The sequence below is a fragment of the Kitasatospora sp. NPDC057223 genome, from assembly GCF_042669755.1.
Lineage (GTDB): Bacteria > Actinomycetota > Actinomycetes > Streptomycetales > Streptomycetaceae > Kitasatospora.
In genome coordinates this window covers 47,988-73,145 of the sequence record NZ_JBHUWW010000019.1, presented here as the reverse complement: position 1 = coordinate 73,145, position 25,158 = coordinate 47,988, and the positions used below count along the sequence as shown (strand labels likewise).

Sequence of the window (25,158 nt, the reverse complement as noted above, 5' to 3'; positions counted from 1 at the left end):
TCCGTCCGTGTCCGGCCCTCCGTGGCCGCCCGCTCCCGAGGCTGCTCATGTCCCTCTCCCTGCACGACGTCCCGTCCGCGCGCCCGGCACGGCACCCGGCCCTGCCGGAGGGCACTCCGGTCGCGGTGAACGAGGTGCTGTCCGGCGCGCTCGGCCAGGCCCTGGCCCAGTTGCCCGGGGTCACCGCGGCCAGCCTGACGACGGGCGGGCGGGCCGGGCCGGCCGTCCTGGTCCACCACGGCCCGGCCGCCCTGACGGCCTACACCCTGCAACGGCAGCTCGGTGCCGGCCCCACCCTGGAGGCGCTCCGCCAGGGCCGGGAGTTCGCGGCCCGCACTCCGGCCGCCGGAGCGGGAGCCGTCCGGGGGGAGCAGGAGGGCATCCTCGACGACCCCGGCCCCACCGCCGCCATCACCTTCGCACTGGCCCTGCCCGTGCTTCGCCGGCGCCGCCACGGTGCGCGCGCCGCCCTTACCCTGTACGGGAGTTCACCGGGCGGCCTGGGTGCTCTGCGCCACCGGGCACGCCCGCTCGCCGACCATCTCGGCGACATCCTGCGGCTGGGCGAGGACGCCGAACGGGCCCGTAGAACAGTCACGGACATGAACCGCGCGGTGGACACCAGGGCCGTCATCGACCAGGCCATCGGCGTGCTGATGGCGCGCGAGCGGTGCACCGCCACCGAGGCGTTCGGCCTGCTGCGCCGTACCTCCCGGAGTCGCAACACGAAACTGCGCGACGTGTGCCAGGAGGTCGTGGACGGGATCGTCACACGCGGGCCCGCGTAGCCACGGGCCGAGGGGGCGGGCAGCGGGCAGCGGGCGGCGTTACCCGCCGCTCCTGCCGGACGGCGCAGGCCTCAAGGCGCGACCGTCCAGGTGACTTCCGGCGCGTCGTGACCGTTCCGGCTCCCCGGCCCTCTAGATTTCTCCCTGGTGAGGACCCTTTTTGCGGTGTGGGGCGGGTGGGACTCGAACCCACGACCAAGGGATTATGAGTCCTGAGTGCGAATTGATCGACGTTCACTACCTTGCGTCGCCTCTACCTGTTTCACCAGGTCAGAGCAGGTTTCTCACCCTGACCCGCCTCCAGGCTTCACTGTCTTTCACCGCTCGTCTCCGGCACTACTTCCACGGAAATTCCACGGAGAGGCCCGGATCGGCGGCGTGCGGTCGACGCACCCAATCTGACCTGGTGCCTCGTTGGCCCCAGAACGCGGCTCAAAGGGACTGCCCTTCCGGAGCCGCAAGGTTCCGCTCCGGATATCCGAGGCCATTCTCACAACAGCCCCGGACCGGATTTCGAAGCGACCGTAGCGTGATCGGAAACCCGCTGCAAGCCCCTCTTGGAAGTTCATCCCGCCCTCGCGCCGAGTAGCAGTTCCAGCCCACCGATCTGCGACTCACTCACCCCCGTCGCCCCAGCAGAGCAGGGAGAGCTGTTCGGCAGCAGCCGTGATCTGCGGAGGCTCGTACACCTTGACGTGGTAGCCGCCGCCCGGAGACCGGCCGGGCTCATGCCGGGCTCGGCGGGTGGTGGTGGTGACCTTGAGGGGGCCACCGGAGTCGAACCAGCCCGTGGGATAGACGGCGTTGCGGTGCGCGGCCAGCTGGGCGGCACGCTTTCCGCTGATGCCAGCGGGCATGGTGGGGAGCTGGCGCCACGCTGGGTGGGTGTGGTCAAGGGCGTCTTCGATGGCTTGGTTGTGGTCGCGTCGGTTCGGGCCCTCCCAAGGGCAGGCGGTGCAGGCGCCGCGGCGGAGGTAGACCCAGAGGTCGGCGGGGTCGGCGTCCGGGTTGGTGGGGTCGGGCTTCCCCCAGATCCGTTCAATCAGCGTGGCGGCGTGCTGCTTGGTGGCCGTGGGTGGGCGGCCACCGTTGAAGCCGGGGTGGCCGTATTCGATCTCCCAGGCGGTTCGCAGCGTCTCGCGGGGGATGGTCTTGGGAAGTGTGACGTAGGCGGTCTGGCGGGCGATGGCGCCGATGGCCTGGTGGGCAGTGATCCAGGCGGTGATGGCTTCGACGCAGGCGGCGGTGTCCTCGGCGTGGGTGAGGCCGTCGCCCATGTAGATCATCACGTAGTCGCCGAGTGGGTCGGCTGGGTCGCTGAAGTGGAGTGCGCACCAGCCTTCATGCTCGGCGGGCGGGTGGGTGATGTCGGCCTGCTCGCTGATCCAGATGCTGGTGCCGTCCGGGAAGTCGAGGGTGATGGCGCGTCCGGCACTGTGGTCGTGAACGGCGGGGATGTGGTCGGCGGCGGTCAGGGTGTCCCAGAGAAGGTGCCCGGCGATGGTCGGCTGGTCGGGGTTGGGATCTGCGCCGAGCGGGGTTGCGAGGTGGCGGCGGAGTTGGTCAAGGGTGGGCATGGCCGGGGCTCTCTCGTACGGGTGATGGTGTGGTGGTCGGCGATGGGGTGAGTAGTGTCGGCTGGTGGTGGAGGTCGGCGAGCCAGTTCAGGAGGCGGGGCAGGTTCTGGTCGGGGCCATAGGTCAGGTAGGTGCCGTCGCTCGTGGCGCAGCCGAAGTAGTCGGCGAGGTGGAGGCGTCGGCGGGAGTTCACGCGGCCCATGTGGACGTTCTTGCCGAGTTGGCGGGCTTGGCGGGCCAGGCGTTCGGCGACCACGCCGGTCTTCCAGTTGGTGGTGCCGGCGATGAACAGGACGTCGAAATCGGGCCAGGGCAATAGGTCGGGTTCGTCGCAGCCGTCTTGGGCGGCGTAGGCCGCGGGAATGCCGAGGGATCGGATTCGCGGTAGCCAGGGGGCGGAGTCGGCGAGGGTTGCGGGGGCATCGAAGGGGCGATCCGGGGCGACGGCGAAGAGGCAGTGGTCGGGGTCGTAGCGGTGGACCTGGCCGGTGAGCCAGGTCCACCACCGTTCGGAGCCGGGCCAGCCCTTGCCGAAGCGACCGTTGTCGGCGGCCCACCAGGCGCCGGGCGGGACAGGGTTGCCTTGGCGCGGGGTGGTGATACATCCGAGGTCGCCTGCGGTCATCGCCGCCCGGATGTCAGGGGTGGAGGGGTTGGCCAGGTACAGCATCAGCGGGTCGGGTCGGGAGGATTCGGGCCTTGAAGGTGTGGCAGAAGCGTCGGGCGACGGCCGGGGCGTCGGCAGTCCGGGTGTTGTCCCAGCGGTAGAAGGCGGGCTCGTGACCGAAGCGGTCAAGGAACTGGTAGGCCAGCACGTTGCCGCGCGAGATGATCACGAGCTGGCAGTAGCGGTCCTTGCGGGCCAGGTGGAGGACCGCGCCGGCGTCGCCGGCTCGGGTCTGGTGCGGGTGGGCGGGCAGTCCGCCGGCGGTGAGTACGGCCACGATGGCGTTGAGCGGTTCGGCGGGCGCGGGCTGCCAGGTGTCCGGGGTGCCCCATTCCACCGTCTCCAACTGCGCCGGGCCGCGTCCGGCGTTGTTGGCGAGGGTGAGGCGGACGGCCGGGCTGTGGCTGACGAGAGCGGTCAGTTCGACGGGTCGCACGGTGAGGATCGGGGCGTTGGTGACGGTGGGGCCTCCGAAGATCCCATTGGGGGTGCGGTAGTGGGTGGGGCCGGTGTAGGCGCGGCGTGGGGTCATGGCTGCTGCTCCAGGTTCGGGGTGTGGAGGTGTACCGGGTCGGTGATGGGCTGGCAGTGGGCGGGGCAGGTCGCGTACTTCCAAGGGCGGCCGTTGGGGTAGCGGTGCTGTTCGTGGTGGCGGTCGGGGTCGTCGGCGGCGCAGCGGACGGGGAAGCGACCTCGGGAGCCGCAGTGCGCGCACAGGCCGAGGGGTTCGGTGTTGTCGGTGGTGACGGGGTGGGGGTAGGGGCGGGCTGAGCCTTCGATGGGGTGGCCGGTGTCGGGGTCGAAGCGGAAGAACGGGGAGCGGGGATGGACGGGTAGGGACCACCAGGGGTGGTGAGGGTCGGCGGTGAGGATGTGGCGGGCGTTGTGGATGGTGCTGCCCTGGTGTTGGAGGTTGGCCCAGCGGACGTAGGCCCAGCCGGGGCCGTGGTGGCGGTGGTGGACGCGTGTGGCATCGCGACGGTGGGCGTCGGGGATCGTGGGGGCGGCCTGTTCGAGTTCGCTGCGGGTGCGGGCGATGATCACGGGGACGAGGTCGAGGGGCAGGCCTGTGAGGTCGAGTTCGACGGGCACGGTGTGGGCTTCCGGGGTCAGTTGGGCCCGCGGCGGGCGGCTGTGGGCGCCGCCCGGCGCGGTGAGGTCAGGTGTCGATGGACTGGGCGAAGGCGGTGACTTGGTTGGGGCCGATGTGCGCCTTGACGTGGTGCAGGGTCGGGCCGTCGGACCACTCGATGGTCCGGCCCGCCGGGGTGGGGTGGACGCAGAACTTGATGCCGGGGAACACCTCGTGGAGGTGGGCGAGGAGTTCGTCATCGGTCTTGCGGGCTCGGTAGGTGCCGGGGTTGCCGGTGCAGTTGGGGTGCCGGCGGTTGTGGCCGCGGCTGGCGCGGAGGTGGGAGAAGAAGAGGACGCCGGTCCAGGTGCAACCGTCCCGGCCGCACCGCAGCCGCCAGTGGACGTCCGAGCCGGGGTAGGGGTGGTCGGGGATGAGTTCGAGTTCTTCGACGCGGCCGATGGCCTGGGAGGCGGAAGCCGCGTTGCGGCGGGTGCTGAGGTCGAGCATGGTTCGGGTCCTTGGGTCAGTGGGCGGGCTGGTAGGCGGGGATGCCGAGGCGCAGGCAGTTGTCGTCGGTGAACAGGCGGCGGATCGCGTCGTCGGCGGTGGGCTTGGCGTAGGGGGTGTGGGTGGCGTTGAGCCAGGCCCCGTCTGTGCGCTCCCAGATGGTCGATTCGTGGACGACGTGGTCGCCGTTCCTGAAGTGCTCGGGTATCTGGGGGTATGGGATGGGCGGCAGCGTGTCGGGGTCGTGGTGGCGGTGGGCGACGACGGTGACGACCTGGGCGCCTGCGCTGCGCAGGTTGTGCGGGAACTGCCAGTGGGTGGCGGGCAGGTTGGCGGTGCCTCCCCGGGTGGGTGGGGTGATGGTGCGGGTGGTGCGTCGGTGCTCGCCGCCGCGGCCGAGGCGTTGGGTGTTCACGACGACGGCTTCCGTGCCGGTGCCGGTGTGCACGGTTATGTCGCCGGGCCGGAGGTAGCGGACGGGGAGGTCCATGACGCCGTATTCGTCGATGGGGCGGTCCGGGTGCCTGGCGGCGGGGCTCTTGTTCCAGGTGTCGATGTGGGCGGCCACGGCGGCGGCGAGCGCGTCGATGTCGGTCTGGGCGGTGTCGGCGTTGGTGGTGGCGGGGTCCCGGTCGGCGCTGTGGACTGTGACGGCGTGTCCCGGTTGGCCGTAGGGGTCTCCGAGGTAGTGGATGGCGTTGAGTCCGTGGTGTCGGCTGGGGTTGATGTCGATCTTGGCGTCCTGGTCGGAGATCCAGATCGCGGTGCCGCCGGGCAGGTGGACCTCCAGCCAGGCGGAGCGGGCGGAGGCGTGGCCGTTGTACGTGGCCTGGATTCCGCGTAGGTGAAGGGCGGCTGCGATGTGCTGGCCGAGGGTGAAGGTGGCGGTGGTCATGGCGTCTTCCCGGGTGTGGGCCGGGGGCGCGGTTCGGCGCGCCCCCGGAGGTGGGCTGGTCAGGCGGTTTCGGTGGCGGCGCGTCGGCTGCGGGGCTTGGCCGGGCTGGCGGACGCCTTACGGGTCCGGGCGGGCTTCGCGGACTCGGCGGGGGCGGCCGTCTTCTTCGCGGCGGTACGGGTCGCCTTGGTGCCGGGGGCCGCAGGTGTGGGAATTGCCGCCTTCTTGGTGGCGGCGCGGGTCCGGGCGGGCTTCGCGCTGGCGGGCGCAGCCTTCTCGGCGGCGGTCCGCTTCCGTGCAGGGCGGGGAGTCTTCTGGGTCTCGCCGTCGTGGGCGTCGGCTCCGTCGGTGTCCGGCGCGCCGCTGCTCGCTTCGGCGGGCTCGACCGGCTCGGCGGGCTCGACCGGCTCGGCGGGCTCGACCGCCGGCTCATCCACCGCGACCGGCTCGGCGGCGGAGTCGGTGGTGCTCTGCGCCGGGTCGGGGTGCTGCTCCCAGGGCCGGTGGCCGACGTACTTCGGCTTGACCGTGATGGCGGGGAGGAGGCGCTCTGCAACGGCCGCGTAGATCGTGTGGCCGAGGTCGCCGTCCAGTCCGGCGAGCTTCAGGATGGTGTGGTAGTTGCAGCCGGGCTGGAGGGGCTGCAGGCCGCGCGGGATCTTCTCGGCTTTGGTACCGGGGGCGGTGATCCAGAGTTGGAGGGTGGTGCCGTCGACGCGGGCCCGGGCTCCGATGGTGTAGCCGTCCGGGTTGGTGAGGCGCAGGACGGAGCGGTCGTCACTGCTCTGGGGGCTGTGGGAGTAGGTGCCGAGGAGTTCGGCAAGTCGGGGGGCGGTGGCTTCGAGGGTGCTGGCGGTGACGATCACGCTGGTTGCTCCTTGGTGGGGCCGCCCGGGTGTGGGCGGCGGGACACCCCTCCAAATGAGTAATTTCTATACTCGCTTGGGGTAGGGTGCACCGACAGGCGGGTCGTACTCAGGGGCTGGGCTCGACAGTCGGGGCGGCGGGCCCCGGCCGGACTATCGGGTCGCCCGGCACTCGGGGTCGCAGTCGCATCCGAGGACATAGAGGATGTGGGCGGCGGCGGCGAATCGAGCCCCGCCGACGTTGCGGGTGACCTTGGCGGGCCGGTCGGTCGGCCGGTTGATGGTCGCGATGGACATGGCGTCTCCTCTCATCGGTGGGGGCTTCCCCTTCTTCCTTATAGGTAAATTCTATACTCATTCATTTGATGGGTCAACTCCGGAGCGGCCATGCTGCCTTCCTCACGCCACCTTCTCCGCCACCACACCCGCGATCAACTGCTCGGTCCTGCGGATCGCGTACGCCGTCGCCCAGCTGGCCTCCACCCGGTCACGCAGCTCGAACAGCTCGGCCTTCTCCTCCAGCGCGAGCTTCGCGGTGTCCACCGGCGCGAGGCTGCTGCCGCACCACACCGTGGTGTGCGGCCCCATGCCCCAGAGCATCATGTTCACCGCCGCTCCGGCTGCCGAGATCGGGTCCAGCTCCACCAGGTGCCAGCGGCACTGTGCCGGGTCGATCTGGCGCTCACGCATCGCCTGAGCCACCGACCGGACCATTCCGCCCGTGCCGGCGGTCGGCTCCAACACCGAGTAGCCGGGGCCGATGTCGGAGCAGTCACCCAGCTGCATCCTGGCCATCAGGTCGCAGATCTCGGGCGGGGTGTGGAACTCCCCCAGCCAGTTGCGGTCCGCCCGGCTGCGCAGGCCGGTGATCACCCACGACATCAGGTCGCACTCGGCCAGGTCGCCCGGGTCGCTGGAGCCGGTGACGGTCAGCAAGCCGTTGGTGATCGCAGCGCGGGCCACCGCCCTGACGCAGTCGAGGTGGTGGTCGCTCAGGTCCTCCTCCGCCCATCTGGCGATCGGCGCGGCACGGTTGACGAGGTCGGGACGGCGCATCCACCAGTACGCCCAGCACTCGCGGAGCAGCTGGACGAGGTCCTTGGCGTCCAGGCCGAGAATCCAGTCGGCTTGCAGTGGCGCGTCGGGTCCCTTCACCGGCCAGAGTGACAGGGCTGCGACCACGCCGACCGGTATGTCCATCCGCCCGCCGCCGTGGTTGCGGTGCCAGGTGTCGACGACCATCTCGGCGATGCGTTGGGCGACCTTGTGCGGGTGGGTACCTCGCGGGACGGGGTAACGGCGGGCCGTCGGCTTGGGCGCGGCTGTGGGCGGTTCGGTTCGGGCGGTGACGTCCGGCACGGAGGTCAGGCGCGGGCGGGCCGGTTCTCCCGGCGGCCGGAAGAACCGGTCGTCGTCTTCGTCGTCTGGCTGCTGGGCGAAGATGTTGAGCTGCTGCGGCATCGGATCGTCCTTGCGGAGTTCTGGGCGTGGAAAGGCCTGGCCGGCCGGGCCGGGGGTCGGGTGTCGCTGTGGGTCAGCGGGCGGCGAGGCACTGGGCTTCGGTCTCCACGAGGTGCCGGGCGATCTGCTTGGCGAACCTCTTGGTGCAGCCGCCGCCGGCCGCGAGGCGGCTGGCGATGGCGAGAGTCGCGGCTATCGCCCGGTTGTGGTCGTGGATGTTCAGGTACTCGGCGGCCTCGGTGATCTGGGTCTCCAGGCCGGGCATGGCGTCGCCGAGGCCGGGCCCGTCGTGAAAGAGGCTGCGGCCCCGGGCGTAGTCGCCGGGGGCTCCGCCCATGCTGGCCATGCCGGTCGTCCTTCCCGGTCTGTTCAGGCCGCTGCGGTGCGCGGGGCCCAGGTGTGGAGGGTGTGCAGGAGGTGGGCGGCGGCGCGCCCGTACTGGCCGCTGAGGGTCAGCGCGCAGTGGGCGTACAGGGCCGTCAGGGCGCCGTCGCTCAGCCCGGCACGGTGCTCGTCGCGGGTGAGGTCGCGCATCGCCGCAGGCCGGTGGTCGTAGGCCGTGGTGATGACGGCGAGCAGGGCTTCGCGGGCCGCTCGGTCGATGTGTGGCTGGACGTGCAGGCGTTTCGCGGTGGCGCTCAGGGCCGCGTCCAGGGCGGCGCTCACCGGCCCGCCCCCCGGGCGTTGTCGGTGACGGCGAGGGCGGCGGCCCTGCCGGCCTGCGCGGCGGCGAATCGGTCGGCGAGGTCGTTGCCCGCGTCCTCGGCCTCCCGAATGCGGGAGAGGAGTTGAGCGAACGCGGTGTTCAGGTCAGCGGCGGAGAGGGTGATGACCGTGCCGTTGTACTGCTGCTCGTACTGGAAGTGCTCCTCCACGTCCTCTCCTCCGGTGGCCAACGCGATGGAGACGAGCAAGTCGTCGGAGTCGAGGACGGCCGTCCACTGGCGGTACGGGTCGGCGGGGCGCTCGCGCCGGGTGGCGTTCGCGTCGCGGTCGCCGCGGCCGGCCCCCTCTCTGTGCACGAGGAGCCGGTCGAAGGCGGTGTAGAGGTCGGGGGCTTCGAGTTCGACGACCGTGCCGGCGTGCTCCCGGACGTGCCGAAGGTGGTTCTCGTTGCTCTCGGCGGCATCTCCGCTGGCGATCGTGATGGACACGATCATGTCCTCGGAGTCGAAGACTGCGGTCCATCGGCTGCACGGATCGGCAGGGCGGCCGGACAGCAGGTGGTTCGCGTCGAGTTACGCCTGCACGCGGGCACCGCCGTGGTTGACGTGGGTCGTCAGGCCGAGGTTCGTCGCCTTCCAGTGGGTGGCGGTCGCGGCGGTGGTGAACACGGCACTGGCGGTCGTGGTGGTGATGATCATGATGCTGGCCTCTCGGGTGCTACTTGGGCATCGCGGGCCCGATGCCCCTTCCCCTTATGAGTAAATTCTATACTCAAAAGAGGAAGGGGAGCCAGTCCGGTGGGGCACGTCTTCGCTGGTGGACAACGCCAGCAGCGCAGGTCACAGTGTCGGCTGCACGGGGACGGGCCACGCCACCCCGGCCAGCGCGCGCCGGTGCGTCTCGGGCACCTCGACGACCGGCAGGCCGAGCCAGTCGCGACCCATCAGGGCCAGCACCGCGGCGTCCGCCTTGTCGTAGCGGCCCGCACCGTCGCACTCAAGCCCGTACCGCTCGGCTACGGCATCACGCACCATCCCTTTGGTAACGCGCGCGCGGACGTTCGCCGGATGCTCCTTGGCGGGGTTGGCGACGCCGCACGTGTAGATGATCCGCTGGACGGGCGGCACCTGGGCGTACGGGGTGCCGCGCCGCCACAGCATCTGGGTGACGTGCCACCACAGCCCGGCCAGTTCGTGGTGACCGGCCTGTGCGCCGTGGCCGTACGCCGCGCCCTCGACCACGACGAGGTCGGCGGCGCGAGTGCGTTCCCTGATCTCCCGAAGGTGCCAGTCGAGGCGGGCGTGCCCGCGCAGCCCGGATTTGGGGCGAAGTGCGTCGGCCCAGTCGACGCCCGCGATGCCGGTGGAGACCAGGGAGAGGTCCAGGCCGATCACCAGCGGTACGGGGCGCCGGTGGGGCGGTTCTGGTGTGGTGGTGCAGGTCATGTCGTCCTTCTCGTGTCGCGGTGCGCGGCGGCCCGGCCCCATCCGGGCCGCCGCGCGTTCGTTCGTCGGCGTTCTGTTCACTTCCGCCTACGGCGGCGGCCGGTCAGCGGTCGGTGAGCTTGGTCAGGTGCGCGCCGAGTCCTGCGAGGCTGCGGATGCGGGTGCGGTGTCCGCCTTCGGCGCACGGCCGGTGCAGGATCAGGACTGAGCCGCCGTGTTCAGGGCCCAGCGCCCAGCGCAGGTACCAGCCGGGGGTGTCCGGCAGGTCGGCACGGGCGGCATTCACTTCACCGCCGGCGCACGGGTCCGCCCGCCACGCGAGCTGGTCAGCGGCGTCGAAGCCAAGGATCTGGGTGGCGACGTCCTGGGCGAGGAAGACGGACTCGTCGGCGCGGGCCTTCGCGTGGGGGTCGCGGGAGTCCTGCTTGCCCTGCCACGCTTGCCGCGCCATGTCGTTGAGGGTCGGTTCGTAGGGCAACTTCTTTTCCCTGTCTGGTAGTTGTTGGAGGTCGGCAGGCCGGCGGGTGTCGGCGGGGATCGGCCTCGGGGTGCTCGGCGGTCAGGCCGCAACGGACAGTTCGGAGGTCTCGGCTTCTGTGGCTGCGCGTTCGGCTTCGGCCTCGGCGAAGGCGGCACAGGTCCGGCACTGCTGCTCGCCGCGGTCCTGGTGCTGGGCGATTCCGCCGGTCGTGCCGCACAGCGTGCGGGGCTTGCCGGGCAGCGGCAGGTCATCGTCGTCCACGCCGTCGGCAATGGCGATGACCTTGCCGTCGAGCCACAGCCGGCCGCCGCACACTCCGTCGAACCGCTTCGGGTGGGGCTGGACCTGGCGGATGCACTGCGCCCGAACGGGGCAGGGCGTGCAGGTGCCCAGGACGGGCATGCACAGGTCGGAGAGGGTCTTCGAGTCTTTCCAGGTGCCTTCGGCGGGAGAGAATCGCAGGTCGCGGTAGCAGCCGGGCAGGAAGGTGTCGGTGTCGGGCAGGGCGGTGAACACGGTGGTGGCCTTATCGGTGTTGCCGCGCCCCGGCTGCGGCCGGGGCCCGGGCGGGGGCAGGTGGTCAGGGGCGGCAGAGCCGCAGGAGGACGCGGTTGCGGGTCGGGTCCCAGCAGGTGCAGGTGATGAAGCGGGTGCGGCGCGGCCAGTCCTGCCAGCTGCCTTCGCCGTCGCAGTACCGGCATCGCGGGTCGGGGGTCTGCGTGAGGAGGACGGCACGCACAGGGCCGGGAGTCAGGCGCAGTCGCCACCGGCAATGGCGGACGGAGGTGGACTCGGCACTGTCGCGTCGGCGCGGGCGGGCCGGTCGCCACCGTCGGAGGCCGGTCATGTTCGTTCCTGCGAAGCCGAGTTCATCCACCGGGCTACGACTGGCGTGACCTCGTTGCCGAGCTGCCTCAGGCCGTGTTCGTCATCGACGTCGCCGGGATGCGGCGGCCGTGCGGCGCGCTGGACCGCGTACCCGGGTGGGAAGCCCAGCGCCGTGCCTGCTTCCTGTACGGTCGGGCTCCCGGGGGAGGTCACAGGACCTCCATGAGCTGGCGGCCGATCCACTTCGCCACGTTCACGGACACGGCGTTGCCGGCTTGCATGGTCTGCTCGGCGCCGGTGCCGAGCACGATGTAGTCGCCGGGGAACCGCTGGCCGGCCAGCTGCTCCTTGGGCTTGAGCATGCGGAACCAGCAGTCCGCGACCGCGTCCGCGGTGACGAGGACGGCGGCGGAGTCCCGGGTGGACAGGGTGTGGAGTGGGTATCCGGCGTGCTTGGCGGTGCTCTTGCGGTAAGGGATCACCAGCGTGTTGCGGTCGCGCGGGTCGACGTGGCCGCCCGGCAGGACAAGGCCGTGGTGGTTGCCCTGCGCGCTGACCGTGGAAATCGGGGCGTGGATCGGGGAGGTGGAGGCGTTGTTGCGGAACTCGACGATGTAGGGGGCCGGGGTGACGATGGCTTCGGACTCGCGGGTGGTGCGGGTCCGCAGCGGCTGGTCGGCCTGGTATGGGTCGGTGTTCCACGAGCCGCCGGTCGGCACGATCAACGCTTCGCCCTGCTTCGTGGAGCGGGTCGGCATCGGGCGTTCGGCGACGGCGTAGGCCCGGTCCCCGCCGTCCTTGCCGTGGGTGAGGGTGATCGAGTGCGGCTGGTGGGGGAACTTGACGAGTCCGGCTTCGATGCGCCGCATCGTGGCGTCGGCGAGCTTCTTACTGCGGGAGCCGATCCGCTGACCGAGGTCGCTCCAGTCGATCGCGGCGGACGCGGGGCGCACCCACGGCTCCACCAGGGCGTGACTGCACCGCGTGTTGGGGCACCTGTAGTCGTACTGCTTGGCGTACTTGCCGATCGTCACCGTCGGGTCGCGCCAGGTCTGGACGGCGGCGACCTGCTCGGCGCAGCCGAAGCACCACGCGGCCGGGGACGGGGTCAGGTTGGGCTTGCGCATGCCGCGGCGGGTGAAGCAGATGTAAATCCTGTCGCGCCACTGCGGCGCCCGCAGGTTGTCCTCGTCGCCGATGTGCGCCGAACTGACCGAGCTGACCTGATAGTTGTAGCCGAGGGCCTTCATCGCGGCGATCCACTGCGGGAACAGCAGCCAGTCGGTCGCGAACTCCAACACGTTCTCGACGACGATCGCCTTGAACTTGTGGACCTCGGCGGCCCGCACGACGCACCAGGCGGTGACGCGGGTCCGCTCGAAGGCGTCGCTCGGCAACGCCTTGAAGTCGTCGTCGCCGTCGAGGAGGTCGAGCTGCGCGCTCTCGCGGCGGCGGCCGCCGGCAGGGCTGATCTCGGTGCAGATCACCGACGCCCACAGCACGTCCGCCTTCGGCAGGTAGCGCATCGGCATCGCGGACACGTCGATGCGCAGGTGGTCCGCGAGGGGATGGTTCGCGGCGTGGGTGGCGAGGGCCAACTTCCAGTGGTTGACGCCGAGTTTGAGTTCCATCCCGGCTTCGACCAGGCCCGTGCTGGACCCTCCGGCGCCGCACAAGAAGTCGATCACGGATACGGACATCGTGGGCTCCTATCGGTTCTCGGGGTCGGCGGCCGGGTTGTGGCCGGCCGGGAGGGGTGCGGTGGCGGGATCGGCGGGCGGGGTCGGCCGGTACTGGCCGGGCATGAGGGGCCAGTGGCTGGCGGCCGTGATCAGGCGGAGCGGGCGCGGTGGGCCTTCGGGCGGGGTATCGCGGTTCATCGGAAATCCAAGAGGTCAGGTCGAATGCATTAAGCATCCACATGCATTCCGGGTGGTCAGTAGACGCGGATGCCGGCAGTGGCGGCCCTGCACAGGAAGGCGATCCACTCCGCCCAGCGGTAGCCGGACTGCTCGGCTTCGCGACGCTGGTCGGCAGGGCGGGAGTGGTAGGCGGCGAGCGCGGCGGGCGTGATCAGGAAGCCCTCGTTGAAGGCGGCCTTGTAGTGGGGAATGCCGGTGGTGGCCGGGTCGTGGCGGTCCAGGCGGTCCTGTACTGCCTGCTGCGCCGCGGCGAAGGTTTCGGCCTTCTCGGGCTTGATCTTCCCGTCGCTGACCGGGCCGTCGAAGTCGTCGGGCGTCAGGCCGAACTCTGCGAGGTAGGGGCGGTGGGGCGGCTTCGCGTCGGCGAGCATGCCGAACTCGCGCAGCTGGGTGAGCAGGTCGGCCACGCCGCCCGCGCTCTCCACGTAGTAGTCGCTGAAGGTGTCGGCGTCGGTCTCGATGTAGAACTGGGTACCCATCGGGGCTCCTCGTGGCGGTTCGTGGCCCGGGCCGCTCGCTGCGGCCCGGGCGGTGCGGTCAGGTGCTGCGCAGGCCGCCGTGGTCTCCGGCGGCGTGGAGGAAGCCGATCCAGGTGGCCCACTCGTCGATGCGGCCGGCGACCGCGTCCCGCCGCTCGGGGTCGGCCTGGTGGTAGGCGGCCAGCGCGGCGGTGATCTCCCCGGGGGTGATCAGCCAGCCCTCGGCCGTGCCGAGCTTGTGCCGCGGGATGCCCGTCGGGTCGGCCGCGCCGACTGCGCGCAGAGCTTCCATGGCGGCGTGCACAGAGGTGGGGCCGGGCCGGTCGGGCAGATGCCCGGGGAACGCCCGGTGGAACGCGACGCGGGCCAGGTCGAGGATGTTGAGGTCCTGGATCATGCCTAGTCCTTCCATGGCGCGGACGACGGCTTCGAAGTTGAAGTGGTCGAAGAAGTAGTGGGCGGCGGGGCTGCCACCTTCAAGGGTCAGTACTCGGCCCATCGCGGGCCTCCTTCAGTAGTTGGTGATGGGCGGCGGTCAGCGCCGCCGGCGTGCCTTGGCGGTGGAGCGGACCGCTCCGAGGAGCGCGGCGGCGCCGATGGCGAAAGCGATGACAGCCAGCGCGAGGGAGAGGACTTCGAGAGCGTTCACGGCTGGTCGTTCTCCCGCTTGCTGTAGGCGCAGGTGGCGCTCAGGTCGAGGTGGCCGAGTAGGTCCGCGACGGTGCGCCGCGGTCCGGCGGACGACCAGTCGGGAGGACACTGCGGGCCGACCCAGAGCAGGGGCAGGCCGTCGAGGGCGCGGCGGGCCTGTTCGCCGGTCGCGGGGTCGGGCTGCTCGGCAGGGGTCTGCTCAGACACGGTCGGTGGCCTTCGGGCGGGCCGGGCAGGTGGACGCGGTCGCGAGCCGGAACATGCCGATGTACACGCCTTGGGCGTCACCGATGCTGAGCGCACTCTCGACCTCGGCGTGCAGGCGCGCGTCCTCTTCCGGGTTCTGCGGGTGGGCGAAGCGGCAGTAGCACGCGAGGTCGGCGCGGCTGCCGGGGACGAGTTCGGCGAGAGTGGTGGTCAGGACCTCGATCCGGTCTCCGGCGACGAGGACGTGCTGCCGCCAGGGGCTGGCGCCGTACTGGTGGGCGACGGTGAGGCCGTCCTCGATGAGGGCGGACAAGATTACGGTGTGCTTGTCGGCGGCTCCGTTGGCGTGCGGGTACGCCGGAGTGGTGGCGAAGCCAGCGGGGCCGGTCTCGTGGACGGTGGTGACGGTGACGACGGCCCGGTGGTCGCTCGCGGCGCCGGGCATGCTCCGGATGTCGAGGAAGGCGTCCACGGCGATGAGGAGCGGGGCCACGAACGCCCCGTTGCGACCGTAGTAGTTGCGCGGGTCGGGGGTGGAGTCGTAGACGACGTCGTGGACGGTGGGGCTGTCATCACTGTCGCGGGTGACGAGCCAGGAGGTGACGCTGTCCATGCTGTTGGGCAGGCTGCCGGCCTCGGCGCCGGCGCCGATCGTCAGGTGGGTTCCGTCGGGAAGCTGGGCGTAGATGACGGTGGATCCGCCGCAGTCGTCGATGTCGGTGATCAGCTGGCGGCGGCGCAGCGGGGTGATCAGCGGCTCGTACTGGTCGTACATCGCCTTCCAGACGGGGTCGCTGGTGCGGTTGTGGTCGGGCAGCGGGGCAAGTCGCACCGGGAGCTCCAAGAGGTCGTGGCTGGTCGTTTGATGTCGGTGGTCAGGTGAGGCGCAGGAGGCCCTGACGGGCCGTGCGCGGGGTCGAGGGGGGCAGGGGCGGGGGCGGGGGGAGGAATCGGTCGAGGATGGCGAGGAGGGGGGCGGGGTTGGTGCCGTTGGCGTGATGGGGGCCGAGGAGGGTGGAGTCGTAGATACGGTTCACCTGGCCGTCGGGGAGGGCCCGCCGGAGGGTGAAGCCGGTGGCGCCTCCGGGCTTCTGGGCTGCTGCTCCGCCTACGCCGTCGCCACCGAGTTCGAGGGTCGGGCCGTCCGGGAGGTGCAGGCACAGGAAGTAGCCGTGCCGGTTGGCTCCGACGTGGAAGGCGACGCCCCGGAATCGGGCGACTTCGGCGAAGGGGGTGTAAGCGGGGTTGAGGGGGGTGGCGTAAGTCATATCGCCTCCATTCATACGGTCGTTGATGTTTTGAATCCACATGCTTCTCTGGGTCGGATGGTGCCCGATCCGGAGAAGCGGGTCAGGCGGCGGCGGGCTGAGCCTCGGGCTCGGGTTGGGCGGCGAGCCTGTCGGCCCACTCGTTAATGCGGTCGGCCATGCCGTGGAGCTGGGCCGCAAGGGATCGGGCGGAGCCGAGTGCCCAGGGGCGGGGCTCGGTGGCCAGTTCGTGGCGGGCGTGTCCGAGGACGTCGAGGAACTGGTCGACACGGAAGCCGAGTTCAGCGGCGACGGGCTCGCGGTCGTCGACGTCTTCGATGCCGGCGGCGATGGAGGCGAGGTCGGCGATGTGGTCAAGATCCCTGTCGACCTGCTCATCCTCAGTGCGCTCGGTGGCGATGGCGCGGATCAGCGGGTCGAGGAAGGAGGTGTAGTCGAGGACCAGAGTGGTGCGGTTGTCGACCGTGCGACTGGTGAGCGCGGGCAGCATCTCGGTTTCCTCCTGTTCGGTGGGGTCTCTCCCTCACCTCTTGAGTAAATTCTATACTCATGAAGATGGGGGCGCAAGTTTCGGATGATTCGTCACCTATTCGTGATATTTGCCCCGTTCGCGCCCTTCACGCGCTAGGCGCTTCGCCGCCGCGCGAGCCGCTTCGACCCCTTGCGGGTTCGCCTCGACGCTCTCGCGTGCCTCGCGTCCCTCCCGAAGGAGCTCCGCCGTCCGAGCCTGCTCGGCCAGCCGCTCCGACTCCCGCCGGGCCTCGGCCCGCCGCTCACGCTCGGCGCGGGCGCTGGTCCCGCACCCCCGGCAGTTCCGGGCGACCTTGCGGTGCCTACTGCACGGCACCCCTCCAGCCTGCTCCGACTCGCCCCCTGCGGCGTCAGCCGTGGGGGGTTGGGGGGAAGGTACTGACTGAGGAACTGAATCAGGAACAGACGGGGTTACCAGATGGGAACCTGCAGGGTTACCAGAAGGGAACCTGGTGGGTTCCCCATCGGGAACCTGCTCCGAGGTTTTCGGTGGGTTCCCCATCGGGAACCCACGCCCGGCCGGTGCCTTCGCGGACTCCTCCCTCTTCTTGCGGGCGGGGGCGGTCGGCTTGGCCCGCACGACGCCCTCACGGGCGAGCCGCTTGTTGCGCGGGCCCTCTGCGGCAGCCTTGGACCGGGCCTCCAGCTCCTCCGAGTCAGGGATGCGCGGCACCCCGGCCGGGAAGACCCGGTACACAGCGGCACGGCCCGGCTTGCCAACCTCCACCCGCTCCACGAGGCCCTTCTTCACCAGAGCCGTCACCAGCGTGATGGCGCGCTTCTCCCCCACCCCCGCCCACGCGGCCAGCCGGCGGACTCCGGGCCGGGCAAGCCGGGTCTCGTCGTCGGCGGAGTCGCCGAGCTTCATCAGAGCCAGCTTCTCCGCCGGGTTGCTGACCACCTCCGGCGGCAGGTAGGCGGCGACCAGCATCAGGTAGATCGACATGCGCGGGCCCTCTCTCGGCGGCGGGTGCGGTGCGGCTGGCTGGCCGCGCTCACTCGCGTGCCGCGCGCACGTCGATACGCCGAGGGGAACGCTTGACAACGGTGCGCATCGGAACGGCGATGCCCGCCGCCATCAGCGCCTTCACCATGCGGGCCTCGTCCGGAACGGTCGGGATCGGTGCGCCGAGCGTGTCGAAGAGTTCGATCATCGCGCGAACGTCGGGCTGCTCCTCCTTCTTCTCCTTCCCCGCCCAGCCGAGCATGTTGGCCCCGTACCGGCCTGCCTCGGAGGCATCCACCGCCTTGCGGGCGAACGTCTTCTTCTTGTCCGCCTCGGCCCACTGCCGGTGCGCGGCGACGTAGTCGGCCAGGTGCGCGGCCACATCCTCGTCGTCATGGACGAGGTTGGCCTGCACCGGCCGGCCGTCCGCCGGCGCGCCCCAGCAGGCCGTGGCGAAAGGGCAGAAATCGCAGGCGGCGTCGATGCCGGGGCCGAGGAAGTCCCGGCGGGCCTGCTCGGGGTGCTCGGTCTCGGCCACGCGCTGGAGCCACCACACGGCCTCTTCGGCGATCTCCGGGTCGTACGGGACCTCCTGGACGAACTCCTCACCGGTGTCCCTGCAGATGAACCTGAGCCGGACCTTCTCGACCCTGATGGGGCCGAGCCGGGCCAGGACCCGCTGCCCGTCGGCGTCCTCGAAGCCGCCGGAGTTCAGCAGCCGCGCGTACGTCATGACCTGCCGCAGCTCCGCCGCCGTCGCACCGTAGCGGATCGTCTCGTCCCACCGGTACACCGTGCGGGTCTTGATGTCCTCCACCGTGGTCTCGTCGGCTGCCACCCTCGGGCGCATCCGGCGGGGCAGCTGCCGGGCCGTCACCCGATCCAGCTGCACGATGTCCACGGAGCCGCGCACCGCCGCGTCGGCGACCTTCTTCTCCACCAGCCAGCCGAACTCCTTACGGGCGGCGGTCGTCAGGCCCTCGTGGATGTAGGTGCCGAGCATCGCGGCGGCGCTGATGACGTGGTCGGTCGCCTCCCAGCCGTGGAACTTGTAGGCGGCGCGGCGCTCGCACGCGGTGTCGGACGCGCCGAGCTGGCGCTGCCGGGAGCGGGGCCGGGCGCGGTCGATCGCGTCGGCGGCAACCCAGATGGATGGCGACGGATCGGTGATCGTCGGAGTGGACATGGGTGTACTGCTCCAAGAGGTCGTGACGAACAGGGACGCGGCCAGGCAGGACGGGCCGCGCCCCCGGACGGTGAGGTGGGTGCCGGGCGGTTCAGGTACCGGGCGGGCAGTCGCGCAGCGGGACGCACACGCAACCGGCGCAGCCGGGACACCAGTCCTCGGGCGGCATGCCGCACTCGGTACGGCAGTCGCAGCGGTCGCGGCAGATCGAACCAGCACAACAAGGCTGTCTGCCATGAGAGTTGGCGTGCATCTCGGATCCTCCGGCCGGGCCGTCCGGTCTTCGGACGGCCCGGCCGGGGGTGCTATGCGGCGGCTGCCGGCTCGCCGAGGACCTCGGCGTCGGCGTCGGCCTGCTGCGCCTCGGCGGCAGCCCTCAGCCGGGCGGCGTCGCTGCCGGGCTCGTCGTCGATCGTCGTCGGCGGCGCGGCCAACTCCCGCACCCGTGCCTGGACCGTCAGGCGCACCGCCTTCCACTCCGACTCGGACAGGCCGGTCTCAGGGCCCGCGTCGAGTTCCTTCCACAGGGCCACGCAGGCGTCGCGGTCGGTGGCCTCGGCGATGCGCTTCATCCACGGGCCGGTGCGGTCGCCGGTCAGCTCGGGCATGTCGCGGGGCTGGGAAGCCGCGGAGCAGCCGAGCCTGTCGAAGATCAGGTCCTCGTAGGAGAAGTTGGGCAGGGGCAGGGGCTTGCCGCTCTCGACGCGGAACTTCAGGGTGCGGGCCTTGATGAGCTCGGTGGGCTTGTCTCGGCGCATCCGCAGCCACACCGTGGAGTCGAACCCGGTGTCCTTCTGGATGCTGACCCTCCACTCCTTCACGGCCTTGCCCCGGACGACGAGCGGCTGCCCGTTGCCGTCGGTGGCCGAGATCTCCTTGCCCCTCGCGAGCATGATCGCGATGCCCGGCATGGTCTGGAGCATGTGGATGATCCGGTTCCACCGCTCGATGCTGTCGTTCCAGTGGTGGCGGCCGATGTCGATGGTGGCGTCGGGGTTCTCGGCGAGCTTGGCCCGGTTGCGGTCGCTGCGCTTGGCTCGCTCGTAGGTCCAGTTCGACAGCATTCGCCACAGGGCGGATCCGGAGTCCATGACGAACACGACAGGCGGCTCGCCGGCGGTGGCGGCCCGGCGGGCCTCCCACCAGACGGCTTCGACCTGTTCGGCGATCGACTGGTAGGAGCCGTCGTGGACGATGACGTCGAACTTGGCGCCGGAGATTCCGGCGTACTCGTCGGCGGAGCCTTCGGCCAGATCCATGACGTACATCTGGCCGATGTGCTCGGACGCGCTGAACGCGATGGCCTGGTACGACTTGCCGGCGCCTTCCTCACCCTCGGCCAGAATGAACGGCCAGGGGACGATGCCGGTGGGCTTGCGGGAGCTGAGCTTGGGGGGCACGGGTGTTTCTCCAAGAGGTCATGGTGGTGCTCAGTCCGTGCGCAGGGCACGGACCTCGAAGTAGGTTGCCCACTCTGGGTGTTGCTCGATGAGCAGGCGGGCGTAGCGCGACCTGTAGTCGTTGTTTAGGGCGAAGTCGTCGGCGGAGAGGGTGGCGCGGCCGTAGGAGTAGCGGATGAGCTCGAAGAGCATGCCGAGGCTGACCTTGGCGAACTTCGCCTCGATGCATTCGGCGGTCAGCCGCTCCAGCTCGGCGAACACCCAGCCGTTCAGGGCGTGGAACTGCTCGAACCGCTCCTGGATGGTCTGCTGGCGCGCGGTGCCAGCCGATGGCTGGACGATGCGGCGCACGGCTCCCAGGCCGGGCAGCTGCTCTTGCAGGACTGCGGTCATCGCGACTCTCCCCTCGTAGTGATGGGGATACTACGAAGAATCCACATACAAGTCGAGCCGGAGGTCGGCACCCGAATGGGCAGCCGACCAGCCCTTCGCCGAAGCGGCGACGGGAGGCGATCGTGCATACATGGCGACTCCAGCCCTGATGAGCGGGCCGGATCGCCCCCTCTTGAGTAAATTCTATACTCTTTAAGAGGGGTTGGTCAACTAGGGATTGATCAAGGCCCCGGGACCGCCGCGCGACCAGCGCCGTAACCGGCCGTCGCCAGCTATCGTGCAGCTAGAGTGCGGCAACCTGAACCGCATGAACGTTACGGCACTCGACAGCGATGGATTCGGGGCGCCCTGGCGGCACGCCGACGAGGTGGGCCCACTGGAGGCGTGTTTCGGCGGCGGCGACGCCCGGGTGCAGGCCGGAGTTGCGCACGCCCAAGCTCGCCATTCACTACGAAGCAGCCCTCAACGTCGCGGCGGGATCGTCATCTGGGCACGGACATGATCCACGAGGCAAGCCCTAACTCTGGGTCCCGCGCCCGCCGCATCGGGTTACAGGGCCGGGCCCTTTACTGGGCGCGCGGACGTTGGCCGCGTGAGTAGGTCGCCGCAGTGCCTGCAGGTCGGTGAGGCTGATCTGGAGCGTCCTAGTCATCCGGTCCTGGCTCGTCGGTGTCGTCGCCACGCAGTACAGAGGCGCGATGACCGGACGGCTGGTCCACGACGAGTTTCCCCGCGTGGCAGGCGCGCCCAGACGCCGGATAAGGCCACGGACCGCCCCGAGGGGGCTCAGCCGGACCGGCCTGCGGCACTCCTGGCGTCTGCGGGCGGATCGACGCACCCTGGAAGAGGCAACCTCGGGCGGCCCCTTGCATCCGCCCCCGTATCTCCCTCCACGCGGGAGGCGCGTCATGGTCCTCTTCCTCCTGGTCGTGATCGTCGCGATCGCGCTGGGCATCGTCGGCATCGTCGTCGAGGGCATGCTCTACCTGCTCGCCATCGGAGTGCTGCTGCTCATCGCAGACGTGGTTTACCTGACTTTGCGCTCGGTCAGGAGCCGACGACCTGTGAGTTAGAGCGCCGGCTCTCGCGGGTGACCCGCGTGGTGCCCGACTGCCGCGACCCGTGGTGTCGGCCGGTCCGCCGTCGCCTTCGTCCCTGCCAAGACATCCGCCCGATCGTCACCACGGCGGTATCCGCCGCGCTACTGTGTGGAGGACAGAGCACTCCCTTCCTACTCTGGGACCAGTTGCCGCGCGAGTGCCCGGGGCATGATCGGGCGCCAGGGCAACCGTGCTCCCAGTGCAGCAGATGACCGAGTGACCGCTTCGGCGGTGTTGTTCCAGCTGCCCCGGACCCCGGCCGCGTCGCGCACGAGACGGCCAAGGAGTCCACGTGTCCCTCACGAAGCAGGCTGTAGCCGCTCTGCCGGCGGCGTCGACCCCCGAGCCTGTGGACCAGGGCCTGAGTATCCACCGACGCGACCGCAGGCTCGGCACGACACTCACCCTCAGCGGCGAGATCGACCTCGACACCGCGCCGCAGCTCGACCGGGCGGTCCGGGAGTGCCTGCGCACAGGCGTAGGCACCATCGACCTGGACCTGGCCCCCCTCACCTTCTGCGACGTCCGCGGCCTGCACGCCTTCATCGACGCGACCTGGCTCGCCGCCGCGGCCGGAGGGCGCCTTCGCCTGGAGAACCTGCCCCCGATGCTGCACCGCATCCTCACCCTGACCGGGACCCACCACCTAGTGACCACCGGGACGGACGAGGTGCTCCACAACTTGGCCCTCGCCCGGCCCGGCATGAGCGCAGGCACCCGTCCCCCTGCGGCGCCCGGACGGGCGGCGTGAGCCGGTGATCAGCGATCGGATGGCCGCGATCCTCGGACAGCTCCAGGCCCGGGGCGACCCCGGGGCGATCAGCGACATCGCCGTGGACGTGACCGGAGCTCTCGGCGTGGACGGCCTGACGGTGTCCCTGGCCACCGGGAGCGACCTGACCGTCACCGAACTCCTCTGGTGCACCGACACCACGGCACGGGAGTTCGAGGACCTGCAGCTCACCCTCGGCGAGGGGCCGGGACCAGAAGCCGTCCGCACCGGCGCCATGGTCTGGGTACCGGACCTGACCCTGATCAGTACCGCACGCTGGCCGGCCCTGGCCGTCGAAGCCCCCGCCCTGACCGCCCGCGCGGTGTTCTGCTTCCCCCTGGCGATCGGCGCGATCAAGGTCGGCGTCCTGTCCGCCGTCCGCCGCACCCCGGGCCCCCTCACCCCCGCACAGGCCGACGACGCCCTCGTCCTGGCCTCCGCACTCACCGCCCGCTTCCTGAACAGCGACGAACCACCAAGCGGCGGCCTCGACCAACCGGACCCGCTGTGCGACCTCCAGCACGCCGTGGTCCACCAGGCCACCGGCATGCTCAGCGCCCAACTGTCCCTGCCACTGCCCCAAGCCCTGCTCCGGCTGCGCGCGCACGCCTACAGCAGCGGCCGCTCCATCATCGACACCTCCAAGGACGTGGTGGGCCGGCGCCTTCGCCTGGACCACCGCGGCAACGGCGAGGGCCCAACGACGCCCGTCGCAGACAAGGACTGATCGCCATGACCCGCGAACAGCAGCTCACCGAGGTCTTCGTGAAGGTCGCCGACTCCCTGATCGACGACTTCGACCTCATAGACTTCCTCCAGCAGCTCTCCGAACGCTGCATGCAGCTCCTGGAAGTGGCCGCCGTCGGAGTCCTGCTGGCCGACCAGCACGACCACCTGCAAGTCCTGGCCGCCTCCGACGAGCACACCCGGGTACTGGAACTGTTCGCCCTGCAGCACGACCAGGGCCCCTGCGTGGACTGCTACCGCAGCGGCGTCCCCCGCACCGACATCAACCTCCACGACCCGCGAACCGTCGCGGCCTGGCCGCAGTTCACCGACGCCGCCAAGGAGACCGGCTTCGTGTCCACCAACGCCATCCCCATGCGCCTGCGCGGGCGCGTCATCGGGGTCATGGGCCTGTTCCAGACCGACCCCACCCCCCTCAGCACCGAGGACATCACCCTCGCCCAGGCCCTGGCGGACGTGGCAACCATCGCCATCCTGCAACAACGCACCCTGGCCCACAGCGAACTCGAACGCGGCCAGCTCCAGTACGCCCTGAACAGCCGCGTCGTACTGGAACAGGTCAAAGGCCTCCTCGCGGAACGCTGGCAGCTGAGCGTCGACGAGGCCTTCACCGCCTTCCGCACCTACGCGCGCTCCCATCACCACCAACTCGGACGCCTCGCACGCCAGGTCGCCGACGGCGACTTCGACACCGACCTGATCCCCCACCCGACCACCCAGCCACGCCACTGACCAACCCGCCCCGGCCCGCGCCCCCCGACCGTCGCACCACTCCACCCACCATCGCCAAGAGGCGGCGCAGGAGCCAACACTCTTCAAAAGGCGCGCCCACAGACCGACCGGCACCCGACCGACTGGCCGTCTGCTGGTCTCACCGTCGGTCAGGCGCGCTGTCGAGGGCAATTTCTGGACCACCATGCCGCACCCACGACGCACGAACCTCCTTAGCCGGGTCACCCGAGGGCCGACACCGCCGGATGCCCTGATGTCGTGCGCGCTCAACCGTGCTTCTCCCGGCGCCTCCTGCCTTCGTACAGACGCGGCGGGCGAGATCGACTGGCTGGTCAGCGTCGACTCGACCACCGTGCGCGCCCACCAGCACGCGGCCGGGGCCGGCACCCGGCAAGTGGCCGGCGACGAGCCGAACGACCACGGCCTGGGGCCGCTCGGCCATCGGCTGCATCGACTTGCACCGGCTCTCCAACAGCAGCCCCCGCAGATACAGCCCGCCCTTGGCCCGCTGATCCCGCCGCACCAAGGGCGCGAACACCTCGTCGGCAAACCTCTCCAACCGGCCCCGAAACGCCGTAAGCTCCCCAACCCTCATACAACCAGCGAACTGCCAAACACACACCGTGACAAGACACCTAATAAAGCACTACTAGCTCCCCGACTGCTTGCCCCTCGTCAGGATCTGCGACCCCGGCCCGTCGTACGTGCCGTTCTCCAGTGCCGCCAGCACCTCCGGGATCACCTCCAGGGGCCGTGACCTCGGGCGCTCCCGCATCCGGTCCAAGCCGGCGAGTGCGTTCGGCAGCAGCCACAGCGGCGACCCCGACAGCCGCCAGTCCGGCTCCGGGAACACACCCTTCGTCACCGCGTCGGTGACGAGCTTCGCCTTCGTCGGGTCCTCCCCAGTCAGCGCCAGAATCTCCTGGATGCCGACGATCGGTGGCAGGTCCGCAGCGCGCACCGCCAGCGCCGTCCTCACGCTCCGGCCGGGCGCCTGCTCGGCGACCAGCTGTTCCACGTAGCCCATGTTGGGGGTCTTCTTGCGCTCGGTGCGCTCGCCAAACGCAACTGCGGCGCCGAGCGGCCAGTAGGCCCGGCCCGAGACGATCACCGCGTCGCTGTAGTCCAACGCCCCGCGGTGAATCCATTGCGCGGTGTTGCGCGCCGGCCCGTCATAGACCGCGGCGAATTCCTGCGCTCCGACGATCACCAGGGGGGCCCTGCTTGCGCCTGCCATGCTCTCTCCTCACATCAGTGAGTATTGAGTTTACGCGCCAGTGGCGGGATGGCTACCCGCCGGATCGCTGCTAAAGTGGGTAATCCAAGAGGTCAGGCCCCCATCCTTCGGGATGGGGGCCTAACCGTTTTCCGGGACCGCGCGAGCTTGCAACCCTTTTCAGCGCACCCCTCGGACTCGGGGCGGGTTACTCATGGGCGGCGCGACGCCGGACGTCCGGGCCGACGGCCCCGACGCGACACGGTCACGACGACGGCAGCGCGGCCGTCCCCCCCCGGGACAGCGGGGGGCGGGCGGAACCCAGCAACCACCCCCCCCGCGGCGACAGGTA

General features: G+C 70.5%; 34 protein-coding genes and 2 pseudogenes. 6 read left to right on the top strand and 30 right to left on the bottom strand.

Features of this window, described 5'->3' with window-relative positions; genetic code table 11:
- Positions 1-47: 47 nt before the first annotated feature.
- The gene (locus tag ACFUK0_RS10675) at positions 48-788 is read left to right on the top strand and encodes an ANTAR domain-containing protein (RefSeq protein ID WP_380248365.1); all 741 of its coding nucleotides are present in this window, start codon (positions 48-50) and stop codon (positions 786-788) included.
- Positions 789-1,402: 614 nt separating this feature from the next.
- On the opposite strand, the gene ACFUK0_RS10670 is transcribed toward ACFUK0_RS10675, so the two are convergent.
- From ACFUK0_RS10670 to ACFUK0_RS10535, 28 genes are all read right to left on the bottom strand, one after another.
- A complete protein-coding gene (locus tag ACFUK0_RS10670; RefSeq protein WP_380248363.1) occupies positions 1,403-2,365 on the bottom strand; it encodes a DUF6349 family protein in 963 nt (320 codons plus the stop codon).
- Positions 2,352-3,035, bottom strand: a complete 684-nt coding sequence (locus ACFUK0_RS10665) for a hypothetical protein (protein WP_380248361.1) — start codon at positions 3,033-3,035, stop codon at positions 2,352-2,354. The genes ACFUK0_RS10670 and ACFUK0_RS10665 overlap by 14 nt, the downstream gene beginning before the upstream one ends.
- Entirely contained in the window at positions 3,004-3,564 is a 561-nt protein-coding gene (locus ACFUK0_RS10660) for a hypothetical protein (protein ID WP_380248359.1), read from the bottom strand. The genes ACFUK0_RS10665 and ACFUK0_RS10660 overlap by 32 nt, the downstream gene beginning before the upstream one ends.
- A complete protein-coding gene (locus tag ACFUK0_RS10655; protein WP_380248357.1) occupies positions 3,561-4,124 on the bottom strand; it encodes a hypothetical protein in 564 nt (187 codons plus the stop codon). The genes ACFUK0_RS10660 and ACFUK0_RS10655 overlap by 4 nt, the downstream gene beginning before the upstream one ends.
- A 67-nt stretch (positions 4,125-4,191) precedes the next feature.
- Positions 4,192-4,614: a hypothetical protein gene (locus ACFUK0_RS10650; protein ID WP_380248355.1), complete on the bottom strand. Its 423-nt coding sequence runs from the start codon at positions 4,612-4,614 to the stop codon at positions 4,192-4,194.
- A gap of 16 nt (positions 4,615-4,630) precedes the next feature.
- Positions 4,631-5,509 carry a hypothetical protein gene (locus ACFUK0_RS10645; RefSeq protein WP_380248353.1) on the bottom strand — a complete coding sequence of 293 codons (879 nt, stop codon included), beginning with the start codon at positions 5,507-5,509 and terminating at the stop codon, positions 4,631-4,633.
- Positions 5,510-5,568: 59 nt separating this feature from the next.
- Positions 5,569-6,375, bottom strand: a complete 807-nt coding sequence (locus ACFUK0_RS10640; protein WP_380248351.1) for a hypothetical protein — start codon at positions 6,373-6,375, stop codon at positions 5,569-5,571.
- 153 nt (positions 6,376-6,528) lie between these two features.
- On the bottom strand, positions 6,529-6,672 hold the full coding sequence (locus ACFUK0_RS10635) for a hypothetical protein (RefSeq protein ID WP_380248349.1): 144 nt from the start codon (positions 6,670-6,672) through the stop codon (positions 6,529-6,531).
- A 102-nt stretch (positions 6,673-6,774) separates the two neighbouring features.
- Entirely contained in the window at positions 6,775-7,836 is a 1,062-nt protein-coding gene (locus ACFUK0_RS10630; protein WP_380248347.1) for an N-6 DNA methylase, read from the bottom strand.
- 73 nt (positions 7,837-7,909) lie between these two features.
- A complete protein-coding gene (locus tag ACFUK0_RS10625; RefSeq protein ID WP_380248345.1) occupies positions 7,910-8,182 on the bottom strand; it encodes a hypothetical protein in 273 nt (90 codons plus the stop codon).
- A gap of 23 nt (positions 8,183-8,205) precedes the next feature.
- The gene (locus ACFUK0_RS10620; RefSeq protein WP_380248343.1) at positions 8,206-8,502 is read right to left on the bottom strand and encodes a hypothetical protein; all 297 of its coding nucleotides are present in this window, start codon (positions 8,500-8,502) and stop codon (positions 8,206-8,208) included.
- Positions 8,499-8,990, bottom strand: coding sequence for a hypothetical protein (locus ACFUK0_RS10615; RefSeq protein WP_380248341.1), 492 nt, complete (start codon positions 8,988-8,990; stop codon positions 8,499-8,501). The genes ACFUK0_RS10620 and ACFUK0_RS10615 overlap by 4 nt, the downstream gene beginning before the upstream one ends.
- 84 nt (positions 8,991-9,074) lie before the next feature.
- Positions 9,075-9,200, bottom strand: a complete 126-nt coding sequence (locus ACFUK0_RS10610; protein WP_380248340.1) for a hypothetical protein — start codon at positions 9,198-9,200, stop codon at positions 9,075-9,077.
- Positions 9,201-9,341: 141 nt separating this feature from the next.
- A complete protein-coding gene (locus tag ACFUK0_RS10605; protein ID WP_380248338.1) occupies positions 9,342-9,947 on the bottom strand; it encodes a hypothetical protein in 606 nt (201 codons plus the stop codon).
- 103 nt (positions 9,948-10,050) lie between these two features.
- Entirely contained in the window at positions 10,051-10,425 is a 375-nt protein-coding gene (locus ACFUK0_RS10600) for a hypothetical protein (protein WP_380248336.1), read from the bottom strand.
- 81 nt (positions 10,426-10,506) lie between these two features.
- Positions 10,507-10,944 (bottom strand): hypothetical protein, encoded by a 438-nt coding sequence (locus tag ACFUK0_RS10595; protein ID WP_380248334.1) that lies wholly within the window; start codon positions 10,942-10,944, stop codon positions 10,507-10,509.
- Positions 10,945-11,008: 64 nt separating this feature from the next.
- The gene (locus tag ACFUK0_RS10590; RefSeq protein WP_380248332.1) at positions 11,009-11,167 is read right to left on the bottom strand and encodes a hypothetical protein; all 159 of its coding nucleotides are present in this window, start codon (positions 11,165-11,167) and stop codon (positions 11,009-11,011) included.
- Positions 11,168-11,465: 298 nt separating this feature from the next.
- Complete coding sequence (locus ACFUK0_RS10585) at positions 11,466-12,956, bottom strand: DNA cytosine methyltransferase (RefSeq protein ID WP_380248330.1); 1,491 nt, start codon at positions 12,954-12,956, stop codon at positions 11,466-11,468.
- A gap of 236 nt (positions 12,957-13,192) precedes the next feature.
- On the bottom strand, positions 13,193-13,657 hold the full coding sequence (locus tag ACFUK0_RS10580; RefSeq protein ID WP_380248328.1) for a hypothetical protein: 465 nt from the start codon (positions 13,655-13,657) through the stop codon (positions 13,193-13,195).
- Between the two features lie 58 nt (positions 13,658-13,715).
- Entirely contained in the window at positions 13,716-14,156 is a 441-nt protein-coding gene (locus ACFUK0_RS10575; protein ID WP_380248326.1) for a hypothetical protein, read from the bottom strand.
- Positions 14,157-14,302: 146 nt separating this feature from the next.
- Positions 14,303-14,515, bottom strand: a complete 213-nt coding sequence (locus ACFUK0_RS10570) for a hypothetical protein (protein ID WP_380248324.1) — start codon at positions 14,513-14,515, stop codon at positions 14,303-14,305.
- Complete coding sequence (locus tag ACFUK0_RS10565) at positions 14,508-15,347, bottom strand: hypothetical protein (RefSeq protein ID WP_380248322.1); 840 nt, start codon at positions 15,345-15,347, stop codon at positions 14,508-14,510. Before ACFUK0_RS10565 ends, ACFUK0_RS10570 begins: the two co-directional genes overlap by 8 nt.
- A 43-nt stretch (positions 15,348-15,390) precedes the next feature.
- A complete protein-coding gene (locus ACFUK0_RS10560) occupies positions 15,391-15,783 on the bottom strand; it encodes a hypothetical protein (RefSeq protein ID WP_380248320.1) in 393 nt (130 codons plus the stop codon).
- Between the two features lie 82 nt (positions 15,784-15,865).
- On the bottom strand, positions 15,866-16,273 hold the full coding sequence (locus tag ACFUK0_RS10555; protein WP_380248318.1) for a hypothetical protein: 408 nt from the start codon (positions 16,271-16,273) through the stop codon (positions 15,866-15,868).
- A gap of 96 nt (positions 16,274-16,369) precedes the next feature.
- A complete protein-coding gene (locus ACFUK0_RS10550) occupies positions 16,370-17,260 on the bottom strand; it encodes a helix-turn-helix domain-containing protein (RefSeq protein WP_380248316.1) in 891 nt (296 codons plus the stop codon).
- A 49-nt stretch (positions 17,261-17,309) separates the two neighbouring features.
- On the bottom strand, positions 17,310-18,446 hold the full coding sequence (locus tag ACFUK0_RS10545; RefSeq protein ID WP_380248314.1) for a hypothetical protein: 1,137 nt from the start codon (positions 18,444-18,446) through the stop codon (positions 17,310-17,312).
- 305 nt (positions 18,447-18,751) lie between these two features.
- The gene (locus ACFUK0_RS10540) at positions 18,752-19,846 is read right to left on the bottom strand and encodes an AAA family ATPase (protein WP_380248312.1); all 1,095 of its coding nucleotides are present in this window, start codon (positions 19,844-19,846) and stop codon (positions 18,752-18,754) included.
- Positions 19,847-19,876: 30 nt separating this feature from the next.
- Positions 19,877-20,239 carry a hypothetical protein gene (locus tag ACFUK0_RS10535; RefSeq protein ID WP_380248310.1) on the bottom strand — a complete coding sequence of 121 codons (363 nt, stop codon included), beginning with the start codon at positions 20,237-20,239 and terminating at the stop codon, positions 19,877-19,879.
- 908 nt (positions 20,240-21,147) lie between these two features.
- Between ACFUK0_RS10535 and ACFUK0_RS10530 the strand changes: the two genes are divergently transcribed.
- The 5 genes and pseudogenes from ACFUK0_RS10530 to ACFUK0_RS10510 form a co-directional block, all read left to right on the top strand.
- Positions 21,148-21,312, top strand: a complete 165-nt coding sequence (locus ACFUK0_RS10530; RefSeq protein WP_380248308.1) for a hypothetical protein — start codon at positions 21,148-21,150, stop codon at positions 21,310-21,312.
- 319 nt (positions 21,313-21,631) lie between these two features.
- Positions 21,632-22,090, top strand: a complete 459-nt coding sequence (locus tag ACFUK0_RS10525) for an STAS domain-containing protein (protein ID WP_380248306.1) — start codon at positions 21,632-21,634, stop codon at positions 22,088-22,090.
- Positions 22,091-22,109: 19 nt separating this feature from the next.
- Positions 22,110-22,838, top strand: coding sequence for a GAF and ANTAR domain-containing protein (locus ACFUK0_RS10520; RefSeq protein WP_380248304.1), 729 nt, complete (start codon positions 22,110-22,112; stop codon positions 22,836-22,838).
- A gap of 5 nt (positions 22,839-22,843) precedes the next feature.
- Complete coding sequence (locus ACFUK0_RS10515; protein ID WP_380248302.1) at positions 22,844-23,590, top strand: GAF domain-containing protein; 747 nt, start codon at positions 22,844-22,846, stop codon at positions 23,588-23,590.
- A 304-nt stretch (positions 23,591-23,894) separates the two neighbouring features.
- Positions 23,895-24,020, top strand: a pseudogene (locus ACFUK0_RS10510) (IS5/IS1182 family transposase); the annotation flags it as partial.
- Here ACFUK0_RS10510 and ACFUK0_RS10505 read toward each other — a convergent pair.
- Together ACFUK0_RS10505 and ACFUK0_RS10500 are read right to left on the bottom strand one after the other, a co-directional pair.
- A pseudogene (locus tag ACFUK0_RS10505) lies at positions 24,021-24,185 on the bottom strand (IS701 family transposase); the annotation flags it as partial.
- 54 nt (positions 24,186-24,239) lie between these two features.
- Positions 24,240-24,827, bottom strand: a complete 588-nt coding sequence (locus ACFUK0_RS10500; RefSeq protein WP_380248300.1) for a hypothetical protein — start codon at positions 24,825-24,827, stop codon at positions 24,240-24,242.
- Positions 24,828-25,158 lie beyond the last annotated feature (331 nt).

Excerpts from the sequence above, each read along its gene's own strand:
- ACFUK0_RS10675 (WP_380248365.1), top strand. The coding sequence starts at position 48 with ATGTCCCTCTCCCTGCACGACGTCCCGTCCGCGCGCCCGGCACGGCAC.
- ACFUK0_RS10670 (WP_380248363.1), bottom strand. The coding sequence starts at position 2,365 with ATGCCCACCCTTGACCAACTCCGCCGCCACCTCGCAACCCCGCTCGGC.
- ACFUK0_RS10665 (WP_380248361.1), bottom strand. The coding sequence starts at position 3,035 with ATGCTGTACCTGGCCAACCCCTCCACCCCTGACATCCGGGCGGCGATG.
- ACFUK0_RS10660 (WP_380248359.1), bottom strand. The coding sequence starts at position 3,564 with ATGACCCCACGCCGCGCCTACACCGGCCCCACCCACTACCGCACCCCC.
- ACFUK0_RS10650 (WP_380248355.1), bottom strand. The coding sequence starts at position 4,614 with ATGCTCGACCTCAGCACCCGCCGCAACGCGGCTTCCGCCTCCCAGGCC.
- ACFUK0_RS10645 (WP_380248353.1), bottom strand. The coding sequence starts at position 5,509 with ATGACCACCGCCACCTTCACCCTCGGCCAGCACATCGCAGCCGCCCTT.
- ACFUK0_RS10635 (WP_380248349.1), bottom strand. The coding sequence starts at position 6,672 with ATGTCCATCGCGACCATCAACCGGCCGACCGACCGGCCCGCCAAGGTC.
- ACFUK0_RS10630 (WP_380248347.1), bottom strand. The coding sequence starts at position 7,836 with ATGCCGCAGCAGCTCAACATCTTCGCCCAGCAGCCAGACGACGAAGAC.
- ACFUK0_RS10625 (WP_380248345.1), bottom strand. The coding sequence starts at position 8,182 with ATGGCCAGCATGGGCGGAGCCCCCGGCGACTACGCCCGGGGCCGCAGC.
- ACFUK0_RS10610 (WP_380248340.1), bottom strand. The coding sequence starts at position 9,200 with ATGATCATCACCACCACGACCGCCAGTGCCGTGTTCACCACCGCCGCG.
- ACFUK0_RS10605 (WP_380248338.1), bottom strand. The coding sequence starts at position 9,947 with ATGACCTGCACCACCACACCAGAACCGCCCCACCGGCGCCCCGTACCG.
- ACFUK0_RS10585 (WP_380248330.1), bottom strand. The coding sequence starts at position 12,956 with ATGTCCGTATCCGTGATCGACTTCTTGTGCGGCGCCGGAGGGTCCAGC.
- ACFUK0_RS10580 (WP_380248328.1), bottom strand. The coding sequence starts at position 13,657 with ATGGGTACCCAGTTCTACATCGAGACCGACGCCGACACCTTCAGCGAC.
- ACFUK0_RS10575 (WP_380248326.1), bottom strand. The coding sequence starts at position 14,156 with ATGGGCCGAGTACTGACCCTTGAAGGTGGCAGCCCCGCCGCCCACTAC.
- ACFUK0_RS10560 (WP_380248320.1), bottom strand. The coding sequence starts at position 15,783 with ATGACTTACGCCACCCCCCTCAACCCCGCTTACACCCCCTTCGCCGAA.
- ACFUK0_RS10555 (WP_380248318.1), bottom strand. The coding sequence starts at position 16,273 with ATGCTGCCCGCGCTCACCAGTCGCACGGTCGACAACCGCACCACTCTG.
- ACFUK0_RS10550 (WP_380248316.1), bottom strand. The coding sequence starts at position 17,260 with ATGTCGATCTACCTGATGCTGGTCGCCGCCTACCTGCCGCCGGAGGTG.
- ACFUK0_RS10545 (WP_380248314.1), bottom strand. The coding sequence starts at position 18,446 with ATGTCCACTCCGACGATCACCGATCCGTCGCCATCCATCTGGGTTGCC.
- ACFUK0_RS10535 (WP_380248310.1), bottom strand. The coding sequence starts at position 20,239 with ATGACCGCAGTCCTGCAAGAGCAGCTGCCCGGCCTGGGAGCCGTGCGC.
- ACFUK0_RS10530 (WP_380248308.1), top strand. The coding sequence starts at position 21,148 with ATGGTCCTCTTCCTCCTGGTCGTGATCGTCGCGATCGCGCTGGGCATC.
- ACFUK0_RS10520 (WP_380248304.1), top strand. The coding sequence starts at position 22,110 with ATGGCCGCGATCCTCGGACAGCTCCAGGCCCGGGGCGACCCCGGGGCG.
- ACFUK0_RS10515 (WP_380248302.1), top strand. The coding sequence starts at position 22,844 with ATGACCCGCGAACAGCAGCTCACCGAGGTCTTCGTGAAGGTCGCCGAC.
- ACFUK0_RS10500 (WP_380248300.1), bottom strand. The coding sequence starts at position 24,827 with ATGGCAGGCGCAAGCAGGGCCCCCCTGGTGATCGTCGGAGCGCAGGAA.